The 18387-nt window shown below is 42.4% G+C and carries 11 protein-coding genes; 5 read left to right on the forward strand and 6 right to left on the reverse strand.

What is annotated here, in order from left to right; translation table 11 throughout:
- Positions 1-33: 33 nt before the first annotated feature.
- Entirely contained in the window at positions 34-1620 is a 1587-nt protein-coding gene (locus tag ACST14_RS04525; RefSeq protein ID WP_459460994.1) for a GMC family oxidoreductase, read from the reverse strand.
- Positions 1621-1678: 58 nt separating this feature from the next.
- On the opposite strand from ACST14_RS04525, the gene ACST14_RS04530 reads away from it, so the two are divergent.
- The gene (locus tag ACST14_RS04530) at positions 1679-2239 is read left to right on the forward strand and encodes a HupE/UreJ family protein (protein ID WP_459460996.1); all 561 of its coding nucleotides are present in this window, start codon (positions 1679-1681) and stop codon (positions 2237-2239) included.
- 45 nt (positions 2240-2284) lie between these two features.
- Here the strand turns inward: ACST14_RS04530 and ACST14_RS04535 are convergent, their stop codons facing one another.
- Positions 2285-3262: a ribonucleoside-diphosphate reductase small subunit gene (locus ACST14_RS04535; protein WP_459460998.1), complete on the reverse strand. Its 978-nt coding sequence runs from the start codon at positions 3260-3262 to the stop codon at positions 2285-2287.
- Positions 3263-3341: 79 nt separating this feature from the next.
- Complete coding sequence (locus tag ACST14_RS04540; protein ID WP_459461000.1) at positions 3342-3926, reverse strand: hypothetical protein; 585 nt, start codon at positions 3924-3926, stop codon at positions 3342-3344.
- A gap of 43 nt (positions 3927-3969) precedes the next feature.
- Here ACST14_RS04540 and uvrA point away from each other — a divergent pair, with 43 nt between their 5' ends.
- The 3 genes from uvrA to ACST14_RS04555 all read left to right on the forward strand — a co-directional run bounded on the left by uvrA (position 3970) and on the right by ACST14_RS04555 (position 10269).
- Complete coding sequence (gene uvrA, locus ACST14_RS04545; protein ID WP_459461002.1) at positions 3970-6798, forward strand: excinuclease ABC subunit UvrA; 2829 nt, start codon at positions 3970-3972, stop codon at positions 6796-6798.
- A gap of 8 nt (positions 6799-6806) precedes the next feature.
- The gene (locus ACST14_RS04550; protein ID WP_459461004.1) at positions 6807-8267 is read left to right on the forward strand and encodes an NADH-quinone oxidoreductase subunit N; all 1461 of its coding nucleotides are present in this window, start codon (positions 6807-6809) and stop codon (positions 8265-8267) included.
- Positions 8268-8352: 85 nt separating this feature from the next.
- Positions 8353-10269 carry an amidophosphoribosyltransferase gene (locus ACST14_RS04555; protein WP_459461006.1) on the forward strand — a complete coding sequence of 639 codons (1917 nt, stop codon included), beginning with the start codon at positions 8353-8355 and terminating at the stop codon, positions 10267-10269.
- Here the strand turns inward: ACST14_RS04555 and ACST14_RS04560 are convergent.
- A complete protein-coding gene (locus ACST14_RS04560; protein ID WP_459461008.1) occupies positions 10266-13016 on the reverse strand; it encodes a T9SS type B sorting domain-containing protein in 2751 nt (916 codons plus the stop codon). The genes ACST14_RS04555 and ACST14_RS04560 overlap by 4 nt on opposite strands.
- Positions 13017-13088: 72 nt before the next feature.
- Between ACST14_RS04560 and ACST14_RS04565 the strand changes: the two genes are divergently transcribed.
- Positions 13089-14105, forward strand: coding sequence for a PorP/SprF family type IX secretion system membrane protein (locus ACST14_RS04565; protein WP_459461011.1), 1017 nt, complete (start codon positions 13089-13091; stop codon positions 14103-14105).
- Positions 14106-14357: 252 nt separating this feature from the next.
- Here ACST14_RS04565 and infB read toward each other — a convergent pair whose 3' ends face one another.
- Both infB and nusA read right to left on the reverse strand, forming a co-directional pair.
- Positions 14358-17084 (reverse strand): translation initiation factor IF-2, encoded by a 2727-nt coding sequence (gene infB / locus ACST14_RS04570; RefSeq protein WP_459461013.1) that lies wholly within the window; start codon positions 17082-17084, stop codon positions 14358-14360.
- A 40-nt stretch (positions 17085-17124) separates the two neighbouring features.
- Positions 17125-18372 (reverse strand): transcription termination factor NusA, encoded by a 1248-nt coding sequence (gene nusA / locus ACST14_RS04575; RefSeq protein ID WP_459461015.1) that lies wholly within the window; start codon positions 18370-18372, stop codon positions 17125-17127.
- Positions 18373-18387: the final 15 nt, after the last annotated feature.

Below are 18387 nucleotides of genomic sequence, written 5' to 3' on the forward strand. Positions count from 1 at the left end.
AGTTTCTTTTTCTTTAAAACGCTTTCGCGCGGTTTATTTACTCAAAATTAAATCTGCCGCCTTCTCCGCAATCATCACCACCGCCGAATTCGTGTTACCAGAAATCACATCCGGCATAATAGACGCGTCTGCCACTCTTAAACCTTGTAGACCTTTCACACGTAGCGTCGCAGGATCACAAACGGCCTCTTTATCCGTTCCCATCTTACAGGTTCCCACTGGATGATATACACATTCTGTGGCTTGCTCGATATGTTTTTGTATTAATTCTTCATTCCAAAGTCCTGCCGGATAATTCAATTCCGTTCCTTTTCTAAGACCATCAAATGCAGACGACAAGACGATATCTCGAGCAATACGAACTCCACGTTTTAAGGTCTCTAGGTCTTCCTTTTCTGACAGGTACCGTGGATCGATCACCGGAGCTTCGTTAAAGTCAGCTGATCGCAGGCTAACCGTCCCCCTACTTTTAGGCTTCAATAAGGTAGGTAAAATGGTGAAACCATCACTTAAAGGCATCTTACCATAGTCATACATGTCGTGTGACCAAGCTGAGGAGAAGTGAAACTGCAGATCTGGCACTTCTGATTGATTCACCGAATCATAGAAAGCAGCCGCTTCTAAAGGACTCGAAGTTAATGGCCCCTGCTTCTTAAACGTATAATCAAGGTAATTTTTCACCCCCAAAGCCACATTATACGATTGACCTTTCGTAATCGCCTGGGCATTCATATTCACAAATACATGATCTGATAAATTCTTCCCCACTCCAGTTAAGTCGAGTCGCGAATCGATTCCATGCGCGCGCAATTCAGAGGAATCACCGATACCGGATAGCTGAAGAATTTGAGGGCTTTGGAAAGCTCCGGCTGATAAAATCACCTCCGAAGCTTCGAATTCAATCGCTTTTTTCGATCCTAGTTTATAACCTTTCAAACCCGTCACCTTTTCTCCCTGAATCACTAATGAAGCTACTTGAAAAGAGGTTTGTATATGTAAATTTTTACGCGAAAGAGCGGGCTGAATAAATGCTTTCGCACCCGAAGCGCGTTCGCCATCCTGAATATTGAATTGAAATAACCCGGCTCCCACTTGCTTCGCTCCATTAAAATCTGGATTCGCCCGAATTCCCACCGCTCCGCATCCTTTAATAAACGCATCCCCAAAAATTGTCAAATGCCTATTTTTAGCCACTCGATGTAAACCACCAGTGCCGTGGTATTCGTTTTGAAAATCTTCATTATCCTCCGACTTCTTAAAATAGGGTAATACATCCTGATAGGACCAGCCTTTACAACCCCAGGCTGCCCATTGATCATAATCCGCTTTATTCCCCCTAATGTACGCCATGCAATTTATCGCCGAACTACCGCCCACCGTTTTACCGCGTGGCTGGTAAAGCCGACGACCGCCTAAATGCGGTTGCGGCTCGGTGAAAAAATTCCAGTTTAGGTAGGTATGATTCAATAAAGCATAAGCCGACGGCATGCTGATGCGCGGATCCCTAAAATCTCCACCAGCTTCGATCAAAAGCACTTGATTCAGCGGATTTTCTGATAAACGATGTGCTAAAACACAGCCCGCCGTGCCGGCACCCACGATGATGTAATCAAATTTCATAGTCTGGTAACAATTATCTATTTGAATATCCCTAATTTTAGTGAATAAATAACAAAACGTGAGCAATTTTTCTGTCTACTTTATTTTAGGCTTAGAGCATATTCTAAACTGGGCTGCCTTGGATCACTTGTTATTCATTCTTTCGCTGACCTGCGTTTATGTTTATTCGGATTATAAAAAAATCCTTTGGCTGATCACCGCTTTTACGCTGGGTCATTCGATTACGCTGGCACTGGCGACCTTAAAGGTGATTCAAGTGAATGTAGCTTGGGTTGAATTTTTAATTCCATGCACGATTCTTTTATCCGCTATTTCGAATTTGACTAAAATGAAGAAAAAGTACAAATATGTCGTGGTGGCAGTATTTGGATTGATTCATGGGCTAGGTTTTTCGAATTACTTACAAAGTTTATTAGGTGCCGAAAGCTCCCTTTTTACCCCACTTTTAGCGTTCAACATCGGTTTAGAAGTAGGCCAAATCGCGGTCGTTTCACTAATTCTAGTCTCCTCCGTTGTTTCATTACACGTATTCCATTGGAAACAAAAACCCTATATTAAGGTAGTATCGGGCATCACCATCGGTCTTGTTTTGCCGATGATTATTGAGCGCTGGCCATAAAAAAAGCCCCGATTTTCATCGAGGCCTTTTCTAAAATTATAATTTCTAGAAGTCTTCACTTAAGGAGAATGACATGGATTCTTTATCCGACATCACACCTGATTTCTGGTATTCAGCCACCCGCTTCTCGAAGAAATTAGTCTTACCTTGAAGTGAGATCATTTCCATAAAGTCAAATGGATTCGTTGCATTATAGTGCTTCTTACATCCCAAGGAAACTAATAAACGATCCGCTACGAAATCAATATATTGACACATCATATCGGCATTCATGCCAATCAAGGATACAGGTAAAGCCACTGTTACGAATTCTTTTTCAATCTCGACTGCATCTAGGATAATCTCGTAAATACGCTCCTCTGGCAATTGATTCTTAATATGGTCTGTATATAATTGACAAGCAAAATCACAGTGCAATCCTTCATCACGTGAGATCAACTCGTTCGAGAACGAAAGACCAGGCATTAAACCACGCTTCTTTAACCAGAAAATAGAACAGAAAGAACCCGAGAAGAAAATACCTTCCACCGCAGCGAAAGAAATTAAACGCTCTACGAAATTATCTGACTCAATCCATTTCAAAGCCCAATCCGCCTTTTTCTTCACGCAATCAATTGTCTCAATAGCGCGTAATAAATGGTCTTTTTCTTTAGGATCGTTGATGTACGTATCAATCAAAAGAGAATAGGTTTCAGAGTGAATGTTTTCCATCATGATTTGGAAACCATAAAAACATTTTGCCTCCGCATATTGTACCTCTTTCAAGAAGTTGTTTGCTAAATTTTCATTCACAATGCCATCCGAAGCCGCAAAAAAAGCAAGGACGTGAGAAACGAAATGACGTTCCCCATCATTCATCTTTTTCCAGTCAGCTAAATCTTGCGATAAATCGATCTCTTCCGCCGTCCAAAAGGACGCTTCAGCCTTTTTATAATATTGCCAAATATCATCGTGCTTGATGGGAAAAAGCACAAAACGGTTGGGATCTTCAACCAATAGGGGTTCTAAAACTTTTGCAGACATATGAATTTTAATTGAATTCGAAATTAAGAAATTCTAATTGATATACAAGACTAATAAAGGGGCTAAATTGTTTTAAATTTTAAAAGAAAAATCCACCGATTTGGACAACAAGCGCTGAGCCATAAGGGGAGCGCCCTGAGCTATAGTTTAAGTCATACATCACCGAAAAATTGATACCCAGTTTAGAGCCTAAACCCACCCCTACTAAAACAGGAATAGAATAATTAATCCCTGTATTATCTGAAAGATTTGCATAGTTTTCTATTTGACCCGTTAAGTAGGCCTGACCGATAATCTGATTTAATGCGGGGACTTGTTGGCGGATAAAGATTCTTTGGCCTAAAAGATTACTCGAATACGTTCCTAAAGATCCGTAAGTCGCCGAATAATATTGATAGGTTAAACCCACACCCAGAATGGAGGTATTCGTCAGCGAATAACCCACCATGGGAGAAAATCCAATACTGGTCGGATTTCCAAAACTAAGACCACTGATTCCACCCCCAAAATTCAATCGTTGGCGAAAGGGCAGATCTCGCACGTCTGTTTCCACGTCCGATTCCTCTACAGCGCCCTCCTCTTTAATGACGACCGGTTCTTGTGCAAAAACCTCAGAAGCTCCTGCAAAAGTGAGGAGTGAAAAGAATAAAAGTAGTTTTTTCATTTGGCTTAAATTGATTACCAAAATTAAAGGATATTTTTGTAAAATGAATACCCCTCAGTCAAAGCATAACATCGAAAATTGTGATCCGAAAACGCACATCATCATCAAAGGTGCGCGCGTACACAATCTGAAAAATGTAGATGTGGCGATTCCGCGCAATCAGCTGGTGGTTATTACGGGTTTATCAGGTTCAGGAAAATCTTCTTTAGCCTTTGATACCTTATTTGCAGAGGGCCAAAGAATGTACGTGGAAAGCCTAAATAGCTACGCCCGACAATTTCTAGGTCGCATGGAAAAACCTGCCGTAGATTATATCAAGGGAGTCTCTCCGGCCATTGCTATCGAGCAAAAGGTCAACACGAAGAATCCGCGTTCGACTGTGGGAACGACGACAGAGATTTATGATTATTTAAAATTATTATTTGCCCGTATCGGCCGCACCATTTCGCCCGTATCTGGTCAGGAAGTTCGCAAAGATTCGGTTTCCCATATAGTCGATTTTATTGCCAAAGAAGAGGGCAAAAAAGTCCTAATTCTGGCGCCATTAGTTCACCACGAAGAACGAAGCCTCGAAAATGAGTGTCAATTACTCATTCAAAAAGGCTATTCCCGACTGAAATTTCAGGACGAAATTATTGCCTTAGAGGAACTGGTGGAGGATCCTACACATCTTCAAAAGCTAGCTAAAAAACCCTCCGAGATCGCGATTTTAATCGACCGTTTAGTCTCTAAAAAAGACGACGAGGAAACACAATTTCGCGTAGGGGATTCTGTCCAAACCGCTTATTTCGAAGGTGAGGGCGTTTGTTGGATCGAAATCGAGGGTAGAAAACGCGATGTATTTTCGAATAAATTCGAATTGGATGGGATGGTTTTTGAAGAGCCTAGTTTAAATCTTTTCTCCTTCAATAATCCCTACGGAGCCTGCCGAAATTGCGAAGGTTACGGCAAAGTCCTAGGCTTAGATCCTGACTTAGTTTTCCCTGATCATGATTTATCAATCTACGAGGGGGCGATTGCGCCTTGGAGGAGCGAACGAATGAGTGAATGGTTAAGTCCTTTATTGCGCAATGGCATTCAATTTGATTTTCCTATTCACCGTCCCTACAAAGATTTGACTGCGGCAGAGAAAAAGGTTCTGTGGACAGGTAATAAATACTTTTCAGGTCTGCAGCACTTCTTTGACTTTCTTGAAAAAGAGACTTATAAAATTCAATACCGTGTTCTTTTATCGCGTTACCGGGGCAAAACGAATTGCCCAGAGTGCTTAGGATCTCGCTTGCGCATGGACGCTAGTTATGTGAAAATTGCGGATACCTCCTTGGTGGATTTGGTGCTTTGGCCCTTGTCTAAAACCAAAGCTTTTTTCGAAAATCTGAAGCTCAATGCGCACGACCAACAGGTTTCGAGACGGATTTTGATCGAAATCAATAATCGTTTAGAATATATGGATCGCGTGGGTCTAGGGTATTTAACCCTAAATCGTTTGAGCTCCACGCTATCTGACGGCGAATTTCAGCGAATTAAATTAGCGACCTCGCTAGGCAGCGCCTTGGTAGGTTCTATGTATATTTTGGATGAACCGAGTATCGGTTTGCACCCGCGGGATACGGAACGTTTGATCTCTGTATTAGAAATGTTGAAAGACATGGGCAACACGGTGATCGTGGTGGAACATGAAGAAGAGGTGATGCGCGCAGCGGATCAAATCATCGACATCGGACCCGAAGCGGGACGACATGGAGGCAATTTAATCTTCCAGGGAAATTTAACGGAGGCTTTGGTAGATAAAAGTACCGACAGTCATACCCTACGTTTTCTAACGGGTCAAGATCGCATCGAGGTTCCTTATTTCAGACGAAAAGCTCTGGCCCAAATCGAAATTACAGGGGCACAAGAGAATAATTTAAAGAATGTCGATGTCGCGATTCCACTGGGAATTATGACCGTGGTGACGGGTGTCAGCGGGTCCGGAAAATCGACTTTAATTCGCAAAATTCTATACCCGGCGATGCTTCGACTGCTACAGCAAGGAACAGAGGAAACGGGAAAATTTCGTGAAATCAAAGGGAGCACAAATCAAATTGCAAGTGTCGAAATGGTGGACCAACAACCCATCGGAAAATCATCACGTTCCAATCCGGTTACCTATATTAAGGCCTACGATGCGATCAGAGCTCTTTACTCAGAATTACCAGTGGCAAAGGCTCGCGGCTATAAACCAGCTCACTTCTCCTTTAATGTAGAAGGTGGGCGTTGCGAAGCGTGTCAGGGAGAAGGAGAAATCACGATTGAAATGCAGTTCATGGCGGACATCAAATTGCCCTGTGAATCATGCGGTGGCACCCGGTTCAAGCAAGAAATACTAGATGTTAAATTACAGGAGAAAAATATCTCCGAGATTTTAGATTTGACAGTAGAAGAAGCAGTGGAGTTTTTCCGAGAGAAACAACCACGCATCGCTGATAAAATCGATCCCCTATTTCAGGTGGGTCTAGGTTACATCAAATTAGGTCAATCGTCTAGTTCACTTTCGGGTGGAGAGGCGCAACGTGTGAAGCTGGCCAGTTTCTTAGGCAAGGGAAATCCGAACAAAGGAAAGACCTTGTTTATTTTTGACGAACCTACGACGGGCTTACACTTTCATGACATCAAAAAACTATTGAAAGCCATGAACGATTTAGTCGAACAAGGCGATTCGGTAGTGATTATCGAGCACAATATGGAAGTCATTAAATGTGCTGATCATATCATCGATTTAGGTCCAGAAGGAGGCGAAAATGGTGGTTATATTAGTTTCACCGGTACGCCGGAAGAGATGAAAGGGTTAAAAAACAATCCGACAGCCTTTTATTTAAGCCAAAAACTCTAATTTCGCACATGTCCTCATTCGCCTCCATTTCCCAACTCACCGAAAGAATCCAGTCGATCACGACCGGACTCAACTATGTGATTCCGGAATTAATTGTAGCCGGATCGATTCTGCTAAGTCTTTTCATCGAGTTATTTTTACATGCAAAGACAGAAAAATTCAGCACCTCTTGGCGCTATTTTACTTGCCAAATCGCTCTTTTACTGGCCCTTTCCCTCAGTTTTCAACGATCCGAATTAGGATTAAGCGGGGTATTTGCGGCGGGTTTATTCGATGCGAATTTAGGATCGAATGCCATCAATACCTTGATTTTAAGCATTGGGTTTTTGCTCATTTTGATGAATCAAATCCACCGAAAATCCTTCACCTTCGAAGAATTGATTGGTTTTTTATCGATTTTATTAGGCGCCTTATTGAGCAGCATGAGCACTCATGCTTTGAGCTTATTTTTATCCATCGAATTTATGTCGATGGGAACTTACGTACTCGTAAGTCTTCGAAAAGAGGCTGCCCGTGCTAGTTTGCCCTATGTTTTGTTTGGACTGGGGTCATCTGCTCTCTTCTTATATGGTATTTCAGTACTGTATGGCTTAACGGGGACGCTCGATTTTACCAGCGTCGATTTCTCTCGTGGAATCTCGGTGGCAGATCCTTATTTACGCGGTTTTGCTTTAGGACTATTTGCCGTGGGATTACTGTTTAAAATGTCATGGGCGCCTTTCCATCCTTGGAATCCGGATGTGATAGAAAATTTACCGGCCTCTTGGATGACCTGGATTTCTACAGCACCTAAAATTGCCATTGCCTTCGTGGGTTTGCGTATCATTCCTCTGTTACCAGTTTCGTTTGCAAATGAATTAGCCGTTTTAGCCATAATGACACTTTTAGTAGGACATTTAGGCGCATTAGGCCAAAACAAAACCAAACGCCTCCTCGCCTATTCTAGCATCGCGCATGGTGGTTTTTTAGCGATGGCCTGGTTCTTTCAACCAGCGCAGGCAGTAGATGCTATTTTATTTTATGGCTTCTTGTATAGCATTGCAAGTTTACTCGTATTCTATCTAATAGATGAATCAGGCGCGGAGGATGTTTCTGCTTTTGCGGGTCTTGGATCTTCGAAACCTTTGCCAGCCTTTTTCTTACTAACTGGTCTAGTGGCTTTAGTAGGCTTACCTCCAGCCGGCACCTTTCTTGCGAAACTGACTTATTTCAGTTTATTATGGTCAAACTACGAATTAAATCAGGCTATGGGCCTATTGATTTTATTGATCGTTGCCATTTTTACTACGGCAATCTCCCTCTTCTATTATTTAAAGATTCCCTTCCAATTATATTTCAAGAAATCGCTCGTAAAATCGAGTCTTTGGTCAGAAATGAACTCCCTAGAAATCTATTCTTATGGATTTTTGACAGCCATTTTGCTACTATCTATCTTGTTCCCAACGGTGTTAACAAACCTTTGGAAATAAGCGATTAAAAAAATAAAAAAAATCAGTTAATTGGTCTTTATTTTGGCTAATTTTGAGCTTGATTTAAAAAATAGCCCACGTTTCCATGTCTGATTCTATTAAGCACGAATGCGGAATTGCCCTTATCCGTTTACGCAAGCCTTTTCAGTACTACTTAGACACGTATAATACGCCTTCCTACGGACTTAACAAACTTTATCTCATGATGGAGAAACAAGTCAACAGAGGGCAAGATGGAGCCGGAGTGGCAAACATTAAAATCAACGTAAAACCAGGGCACCGTTACATTTCCAGATACCGTTCGGTAGAGCCACAAGCGGTGGCAGATATTTTTGGAAAAATCAATAAGAAATTCAGTAAAGCACAAAAACTCGCTAAATCAGTTAAGCGCGAAACAGGAATCGATGCGGCTCAAGACGCAGATTGGTGGCAAGAAAATGTAGCTTTCACAGGCGAAGTATTATTAGGCCACTTGCGCTACGGAACCCACGGTCAAAATGAGATAGAAAACTGCCATCCGATGTTGCGTCAAAACAATTGGAGAAGCCGTAACCTAGTTATGGCGGGTAACTTCAATATGACGAATGTGGACGATTTGTTCGACAAATTAGTTTCCCTAGGTCAACACCCGAAAGAAAAGGTGGATACGGTTACCGTGATGGAAAAGATCGGTCACTTTTTAGATGAAGAGAATCAGCGCCAATTTGACAAGTATAAAGACAAATACGAGAATCCCGAATTATCGGATATTATAGCCCAAGAAATTGACCTTAATCGCGTTTTAGAGCGTTCTTGCAAGGATTTTGACGGTGGTTACGCGATGGTGGGAATGACAGGTTACGGAACTTCTTTCGTGGCACGCGACCCAGCCGGAATACGACCAGCCTATTATTATGTAGATGAAGAAGTGGCTGTAGTGGCCTCTGAAAAACAGGCGATCAAGACTTCGTTTAACTGCGCCTACGACCAAATTAAAGAGGTTACTCCGGGCCACGCCCTGATTATTGATATACAAGGTAACGTAAAGGAGGTTCCATTTATCGATCGCTTAGAGCAGAAATCTTGTTCTTTTGAGCGCATCTATTTCTCGCGTGGATCCGATCCAGATATCTACCATGAGCGTAAAAAACTAGGGCAATTATTGATTCCGCAGATTTTAGCAGAAGTAAGTCATGACCTTAAAAATACCGTATTCTCCTATATTCCGAACACGGCAGAAACAGCTTTCTTAGGGATGATTGATGGTTTAGAAGATCATTTGGCCAAAGAACGAAAGAAAGCCATCATGGATGGTATTCTATTCGAAGAAGAACTAGAAGAATTATTGACCTTCCGTCCTCGGGTGGAGAAACTCATCTCGAAAGACGTGAAAGTTCGTACGTTCATCGCCTCTGATGATCAACGCGATGACATGGTCGCACACGTATATGACACGACTTACGAGGTGATTAATAAGGAAGTCGATTCCGTCGTTATCATTGATGATTCGATCGTTCGTGGCACGACACTGGAGAAAAGTATCCTGAAATTATTAGATAAATTATCCCCTAAGAAAATTGTCATCGTTTCATCAGCTCCTCAAATACGCTACCCAGATTGCTACGGTATCGATATGTCGAAGATGAAGGAATTCGTTGCTTTCCGTGCAGCTTTAGCACTTTTGAATGAGCGTGGATTAGAAAATATCTTAGACGAAGTTAATTTACGTTGTTTAGCTGCCTTAGAAAATGGCACGGCAATGGAAGAAAATTTCGTTAAAGCGATTTATGCCCCCTTCACTGACGAAGAAATTTCTAATAAAATTGCAGAAATCGTTCGTCCGAAAGATTTAAAGGCAGAACTTTCCATCGTTTACCAAACCGTAGCGAATTTAAATGTCGCTTGCCCAGATCATCTAGGGGATTGGTATTTCACGGGAAATTTCCCTACGCCTGGCGGAAATCAAGTGGTGAACAAGGCCTTCGTTAACTTCATGAAAGGGGTTACCGTAAGAGCTTACTAATATACCACTACGACTGCCCCTCGTTTTTCCTGAATTCCTTTTTCGGGATAATCAATTGCTTGGTATCGAATGATGTAGGCGTAGGTCTCCTGAGGCACTTTGGCCCCATTAAAATTCCCATCCCACACAAATCTAGGACCACTAGTGCTGTAAATCTGCTCCCCCCATCGGTTATAAATTTCTAAAGAGATGACCTGCGTTCGTGACTTAGGGTAAGCCGCACTCGGTTCATTCCAATTATAGGATGGCTCAAAAACATCATTATTCCCATCCCCATTCGGCGTAAATACCGTAGGAGCAATCAGAATGGCTTCACATTTATCTTCGATCTTCACACTATCTTTTAATTCACAACCATCGGCATCCGACAAGGTAAAATAGAAAATACCGCTGCGATTGATTTGCAAATCTTTCGAATTCAAACCGCCTACAATGCCTGGATTTGCTTGCCAGTTCACTTTCAAATTAGTAGGTGAAAGTTGCAGCGGAATCACTTGTGTTTGCAGTGGTTTATCGTTGCAAATGATTCCATCATTTTTTTTCACCGCTAACGGATTCGTTATAAAATTCACCTGCGTTTCCCTCTTAATAGAACAACCAGAGGCCTCTTCTTTAATTTCCAACGAATATTTCCCGCTCGGTTTAGGAACGGTAATAAATCGAGACGACTCCCCTGAACTCCAATTATAGGTAAAAGAAGCTACTGGAGGAACCGAAGTAGGCCCTATTCGTCCATCCTCTTTACAGATAAAGGTATACATAGGAGGCAAAACAAAAGGATCTAATAATTCCACTCGGTAGGCCGAGGCGTCTAATAAATAATTTGTCAAACAAGAATTGCTAATGGCCACCGAAACCACATAATCCCCTGCTTTCGTGAAGTCATAAGTCATTTCTGTTCCTGTGTAGGAATAAAGTAAGGTTCCTGAAGGATTCAAAGGCACTAATAATCCATCGGCATTGCGGTTCGGGTCCAAGGTGCTTTGGTAAATTTTCCAGTCCAAACGGGAATTCTTTATCGGATCGCATAAATCTTGACTCACCTTAAAACGATAGGTTGTACCATCGCAACTTTGCTGAATGCTCGGGGTGGAAGAAGGTTTGGGCGTTAATACAATGGACAAGGGAAGACCCAAACCACTGGTAGTTCCCGCCGCTAAATTCAATCCGCTTCTAACAAATGTGGCCCTGATGGTACGAGTCGAATCTTTTAAAGATATGTCCGGATTCACAATTTTTCCCAAACTGTTACTTCCTTCAAAAGTCGCATAAATAATCGAACCGCTCGACGGATCACCTTGTAATGCGCCTATTTTACCCGGGCCTGCCCACAACAGACTTTTTGAATTCAGCATTTGAACGGAATCTTTTGAGGAGATCGAAAATTGCCAAATCTGTGAAGTACCCGCACCCTGCACTGACGCATAGATGATTTTACCATCCGCCGAAAATTCGATACCGTAAAGTCTGTCCGCTAGAGGAATTTGATAGCGGAAGGTTGACTTACCAGTTGCTACATCAAAATCATACACATCCACTTTAGCTGGTGGCCCCCCATAGCCAATCGCTAATACTTTTCCATCTCGGGAAAAACGTGATGATGCAGTAATCCCGCTTGCCGGAGATTTAGCATTCGACTCGATAGGTGCCGAAATACCCGCTTTCGACACTTTAAATGTTTTCACTATATCCGAATTCGCATTCTGTGTTTGTAACCAATAATAATCCCCAGTACCCACCGCTATTCCAAATCGTTCCGCTGAAGACGCCGGACTTAAGAACGCATTCTTGACCGAGATGCCTCCCTTTCCTCCGTTTAATTTTCGATCATAAATACTGTAATAGATTTGATTCTCCCCTGCCGCATTTCGGTGAAAAGTAAAAATATAATATTCTGCTTGACAACCTTTACAGGTTGTTTTGGGTAAGATAGCCACCCCTTGGATTTGGGTTGTATCCCCATTTAAACCCTGCGCTACAAGTGAATTATCTTTTGCGTACACCCTGGAGCCATTCGTATAAAAGATCAAATCATTATTCTCGTCTGTCATTTTAGCGACACCCTCGGGAGTTCGCATGGGTCCTGAACCCGCTGTAGGCGTAGATGAACCTCCAGAGAATTTGAGAGAAACATTTGTCCCAAAATTCCAGCCATCCACTCCCCCCGCCTTCGGTTGTTCCCCGCAAATCTTCACCTCCATTTTTGCCTCTGCTGTACAACCTGATCCTAAATCAGTTACCATCACGGAATAACATCCAGACTCCGAAACGCGAATCGTATCCGAAGTCTGACCTCGGGGAAACCAAGAAACCCCTACCGGGAAGCCAGGCTTCGAAACTGATCCAAAAGCATTCAACACCACCGGATCACCTTTACAGATCATCAAGGTCGTATCATTTTTATTTGTGCCTAATATAAAATCTGGTAATGCCCCTATTTTCACATCTTGAGGGCCATAAACAGTGCTTACTCCGCCTTCAGTCACTTTCAAAGTTACTTTCTTAACACCCGGATTACAATATTGATACACCCCAGTTCTCGCCGTAGAAGTGGCCCCTGCCTCACCAAAATCCCATAAATAAGTCGCAGAAGCCGGATAATTATCCCGAATCTCGAATACGGTACCCGCTGGAGCATCGCCGCAGTTATTGCATTGATTGATGCAATTATTTCGCACCTCAATCGTTCCAGGAACTTGAGCTAAGGCAGTAATGGACCAAAAAAGTAAAATCAGCGTACGCAACATAACCTTGAATTGAAACCACAAAATAAGACAATAAATTGGTTATTGAGGCGTATGAATGTAAATTGCCTAGCTATGAGGGTACAATTTCGCCTTTTATCTTATTTATTGATAATCCTGAGCGCTCACTCGCTCTCAGCACAGGATCCTCAATTATCCCAAAACTTCGCTAATCCCCTCCTCAATTCCCCCGCCTTTGCAGGACTACAAGACATAAACAAAGTCTACCTAAGCCATCGAAATCAATGGCCGAACCAATCCGCTAATTACCAATATTCAGCCACCGGCCTTGAAATCAGTTTAGGGAAGATCAATAGCGGAATGGGTATCATTATTTCGTCGGATAATCAATTTTCCAGCCTACAAACGACGGCTTTAAGTCTTCAGTATGCCTACCATGCAAATTTGAACGAAAAAACTGTACTTTCCATGGGTATTCAAGGTTCAGGCGTTTTTCGCAGCCTAGATTACAGCCGTTTAACCTATGGGGATCAATTGAGCTCTTATTTAGTGAATGGTTCGCTGGGAAATACGTTTGATCCACTCGCAACTCAATTTTTGAGCCGCACCAGCTATGTGGATATTTCTGCCGGATTGCTTTTAAACCATTCCAATTACTGGATAGGAGCCTCTGTTCATCACTTGAATCGGCCTAACCAATCACTGATCAAAACCAGCGATGACCTTGTGGCTCCCCGCTATGCTTTGCAAGGCGGATTAAGTTTGCCTTTAGGAGAAAATAAAAGTCTAAAACCCACCTTTTATGTAAAAAATCAAGGGACGTTTAGTCAATTAGACCTAGGAGCCTCCTTACAATTAGATCCCCTGGTGCTGGGTTTGGGGTACCGTGGATTATCATTGAATAAAATTTCAGCAGAGTCAGCATCGAGTCGCGAATCCCTCATCGGTTTAGTCGGAATTCAAAACGACCGCTTTTCTTTCGGATATTCCTATGATTTTACGGTTTCTGGGCTAGGTATAGGATCTGGTGGCGCACATGAATTAAGCTTTTCCTATATCTTAAATTGGGATTTTGGCCAAAGAAAATCATTCCAACGCTACCGCCAAAACTTCGCCTGTCCGAAGTTTTAGTTACAAAAATGGGAGCAAATGCTCCCCATTTTTGTAACTAAAACTAGTAGTCAGTGGACAGTCGTCAGTCGCTAGTCCGAAGGGAAAACGAGTTTAGATTAGAGAGAGGAGAGTATAGAGCACAAAGCATAAAGCATAAAGCATAAAGTTGGAATCCCCTACGGGGATACATTCAGAAATGTTTTTTACTATTCTTATAAATACAAAAAAGGGAGCAAATGCTCCCTTTTTTGTATTTTCTGATTTGAAAGCTTATTTCAGCGTTCTTTTTACTTCTTTCATTTCGTAACACTCCAGCATATCGCCCACTTCTAAGTCGTTGAAGTTCTTCACTGAAAGACCACATTCGTAGCCAAATTTCACTTCCGCCACATCGTCTTTGAAACGTTTTAGAGCTGAAATTTCACCTTCATGTACAACCACGAAATCGCGGATAACCCGAATTTTATTCGCACGTTTAACCGTACCATCTAATACGTAGCAACCAGCTACAGTACCGATTTTGGTAATCTTAAACACATCCCGTATTTCAATGTTCGATGTAATCACCTCTTCGAATGAAGGAGCTAATAGACCTTCCATCGCCGCCTTAATTTCATCGATCGCTTGGTAGATGATCGAATAATTACGAATTTCGATTTGCTCTGTCTCCGCTAAACGACGTGCGTTTTGTGAAGGACGAACCTGGAAAGCGATGATAACGGCATCAGATGTAGACGCTAAAGCGACATCGGACTCAGAAACCTGTCCTACTCCTCTGTGAATAATACGTACTTGAACCTCCTCCGTAGATAACTTCATCAAGGAATCCGAAAGTGCCTCTACCGAGCCATCCACGTCACCCTTTACGATTACATTCAATTCACGGAATGTTCCGATAGCCTTACGACGACCAATCTCTTCTAAAGTAATGTGCTTACGCGTACGTAAGGTTTGCTCACGAAGGATTTGCTCTCTTTTGTTCGCAATCTCACGCGCCTCACGCTCATTTTCTAAGCAAAGTAATTTATCTCCAGCTTGAGGGGCTCCATTTAAACCTAACACCTGAACTGGTGTAGATGGACCCGCTTTTTTGATTTTGTTACCATGGTGGTCAAACATCGCTTTCACACGACCATAATTATCACCCGCTAACATCATATCACCCACGTTTAATGTTCCTGCTTGTACTAACAAGGTAGTCACATAACCACGTCCTTTATCTAATTCGGCTTCAATGACTGAACCTACGGCTTTCTTATTCGGATTAGCCATTAATTCAAGCATTTCTGCCTCTAATAATACTTTTTCTAATAAATCATCGATACCTAAACCTGATTTAGACGAGATTTCTTGGCATTGGTATTTACCACCCCAATCCTCTACTAACATGTTCATGGCAGCTAATTCCTCTCGAACTTTGTCCGCATTCGCACCATCTTTATCTACCTTAGAGAAGGCAAAGACAATAGGAACACCAGCCACCATCGAGTGATTAATCGCTTCCTTCGTTTGAGGCATGACAGAATCGTCTGCTGCAATTACGATGATAACTATATCCGTCACTTTCGCACCACGCGCACGCATCGCCGTAAAGGCTTCGTGACCCGGTGTATCTAGGAAGGTTACTTTTTTGCCTGATTTCGTATCTACCGAATAAGCACCGATGTGTTGGGTGATACCACCCGCTTCACCTGCAGCTACTTTAGCTCTACGAATATAATCTAGTAAAGAGGTTTTACCATGATCGACGTGACCCATGATCGTAACGATAGGAGCACGAGGCAATAAATTTTCTGGAGTATCGGCTACTTCTACTTCGACTACATCGATCTCTTCCTCAGCAGACACAAAGTTCACCTCGAAACCAAATTCATCCGCGATTACCGTAATGGCTTCCGCATCTAAACGTTGGTTAATGGAAACGAACATACCTAAACTCATACAAGCTGAGATTACCTCGTTAACCGAAACATCCATCAATGAAGCTAAGTCCGATGCAGGAATAAATTCCGTCACCTTCAATACCTTTGCCTCACCGTCTTCAGCTATTAATCGAGCCTCCTCAGCTTCCGCACGACCTTTTCGCTTTTCCCGACGCTTATCAGCTCCGAAACTTTGCTTATTAGTCGCACCTTGCAAGCGAGCCATGGTCGCCTTGATTTGCTCTTGAATATCTTTTTCTGACAATTCCCCTTTAGGCGCTGGTTTAGCACCAGGAACTGGTTTTTTATTGAAATCTTTTTTATCACCCGGTCTAGCTTGTCCTCCCGTTTGAACGGTAGGGGCAGGCTTTTTCTCTTCCTTGATGATACGCTTACGCTTGTGTTTGGCATTATTACCACCGCGATCACCCGCAGCTGGCAAATCAATCTTACCTAAAACGGTTAAACCTTTTAATGTTTCTCCTCGCGCTTCGATTAACTGAATATCTATTTCCTCTACTACCGCAGGAGTTTCCACTACCACGACTGGCTTAGGCTCTTCGTTTACAGGAGCAGGCTTTTCAGCCACTGGCTCTGGCTTAGGTTCAGGTGCAGCAGCAACTGGCGCTGGCTCTGGAGCCTTCTCTGCCTTAGGAGCTACTGGATTTCCTTTTTTATCCAATTCGATTTTTCCCAAAACTTTCAATCCCGTCGACTTCTCTTCCACCGGAGCTTCTTCCACTGGAGCCTCTTCCACCTTCACAGGTGCAGGCTTTTCAGCTACTGGAGCTGGTTTTTCAACCACTGGCTCTGGCTTAGGCTCAGGAGCTGGTGCAGGAGCTGCAGCAATCGGCTCAGGAGCAGGTGCTGGCTTAGGAGCTTCCACAGAGGCTTGTAAAATATGGTTCGCACCATATTCTTTCGCCAATAAAGTCAACTGCTCAAAGTTTAGTTTGGCGTTGGGGTTATTGTCAATTTTGTGACCTTGCGCAGAGAGAAACTGTAGGATCGTTGACGTTCCCACGTTAATCTGCTTTGCTACAAGGCTCAACCGCATTGTTTTTTCTTCTGCCATAAAAATTTACCAAAAACTAAATTCTATTTCTTAATATAAATTACTCAAACTCAGAACGTAAAACTGCTAAAATCTCATCAATTGTACCCTCTTCTAATTCTGTTCTGCGCTCTAACTCTTCTTTAGATAAGGCCAAAACTTGCTTAGCCGTATCTAAACCGATTTTATGAAGCTCCGCTAAAATCCAAGCTTCAATCTCGTTAGAGAATTCTGTCAATTCTACATCCTCATCATCTAGCTCATCTTTAGGTACATCACGGAATACATCGATCTCGTAACCTACTAACTTACCAGCTAATTTAATGTTTTGACCTCCACGACCAATCGCCATAGAAACCTGATCTGAATTTAAATATACCGAGATACGGCGACGCTCTTTATCAATCGCCATCGAATTCAATTTCGCAGGGCTTAACGTACGCGCTACCAATAACTCTAAATTATCCGTGAAGTTAATCACGTCAATATTTTCGTTTTGCAATTCACGTACAATACCGTGTATACGAGAACCTTTCATTCCCACACAAGCACCTACCGGATCGATACGGTCATCAAATGACTCTACCGCTACTTTAGCACGCTCACCTGGTTCACGAACAATCTTGCGAATCGTAATGGTTCCGTCATAAATCTCTGGAATTTCTTGTTCGAACAAACGCTCTAAGAATACCGGAGAAATACGAGATAAAATGATACGAGGGGTACCATTTGCCATTTCCACTTTGTGGATAATTGCTTTGATAGTCTCGCCTTTCTTGAAGCGATCTTTCGAAATCATCTCCGTCTTAGGCAACACTAATTCGTTATCATCATTATCTAATAGGATTAATTCGCGACCTAAGATTTGATACACCTCAGACGTAACTAATTCTCCTACTAAGTCTTTGTATTTTTCGTACAAACCCTCTTTTTCAATATCCTTGATCTTTTGAATCAATGTTTGACGAGCGGTTTGAACAACACGACGACCAAAATCCTCTAATTTGATTAACTCAGCCACCTCTTCACCGATTTCAAAATCGGGCTCGATTAACTTTGCTTCACTCAAAGGTATCTTGTCAAAATCCCAAATATCTTCGGAATTATCGTCTACGATCTCGCGGCTACGCCACATCTCTAAGTCGCCGCTTTCGGCATTGATAATTACATTAAAATTCTCGTCGGCACCGAATTTCTTACGAATCATGGTGCGAAAAACCTCTTCTAAAACCGCGATCATCGTCGGTTTGTCAATGTTTTTCTCCCGAGCAAAGTCTGAAAATGACGAAATTAATTCAACACTGTTCATTGCTATCTCTTCTTT

This window comes from Aquirufa sp. A-Brett2-15D (genome assembly GCF_054558735.1).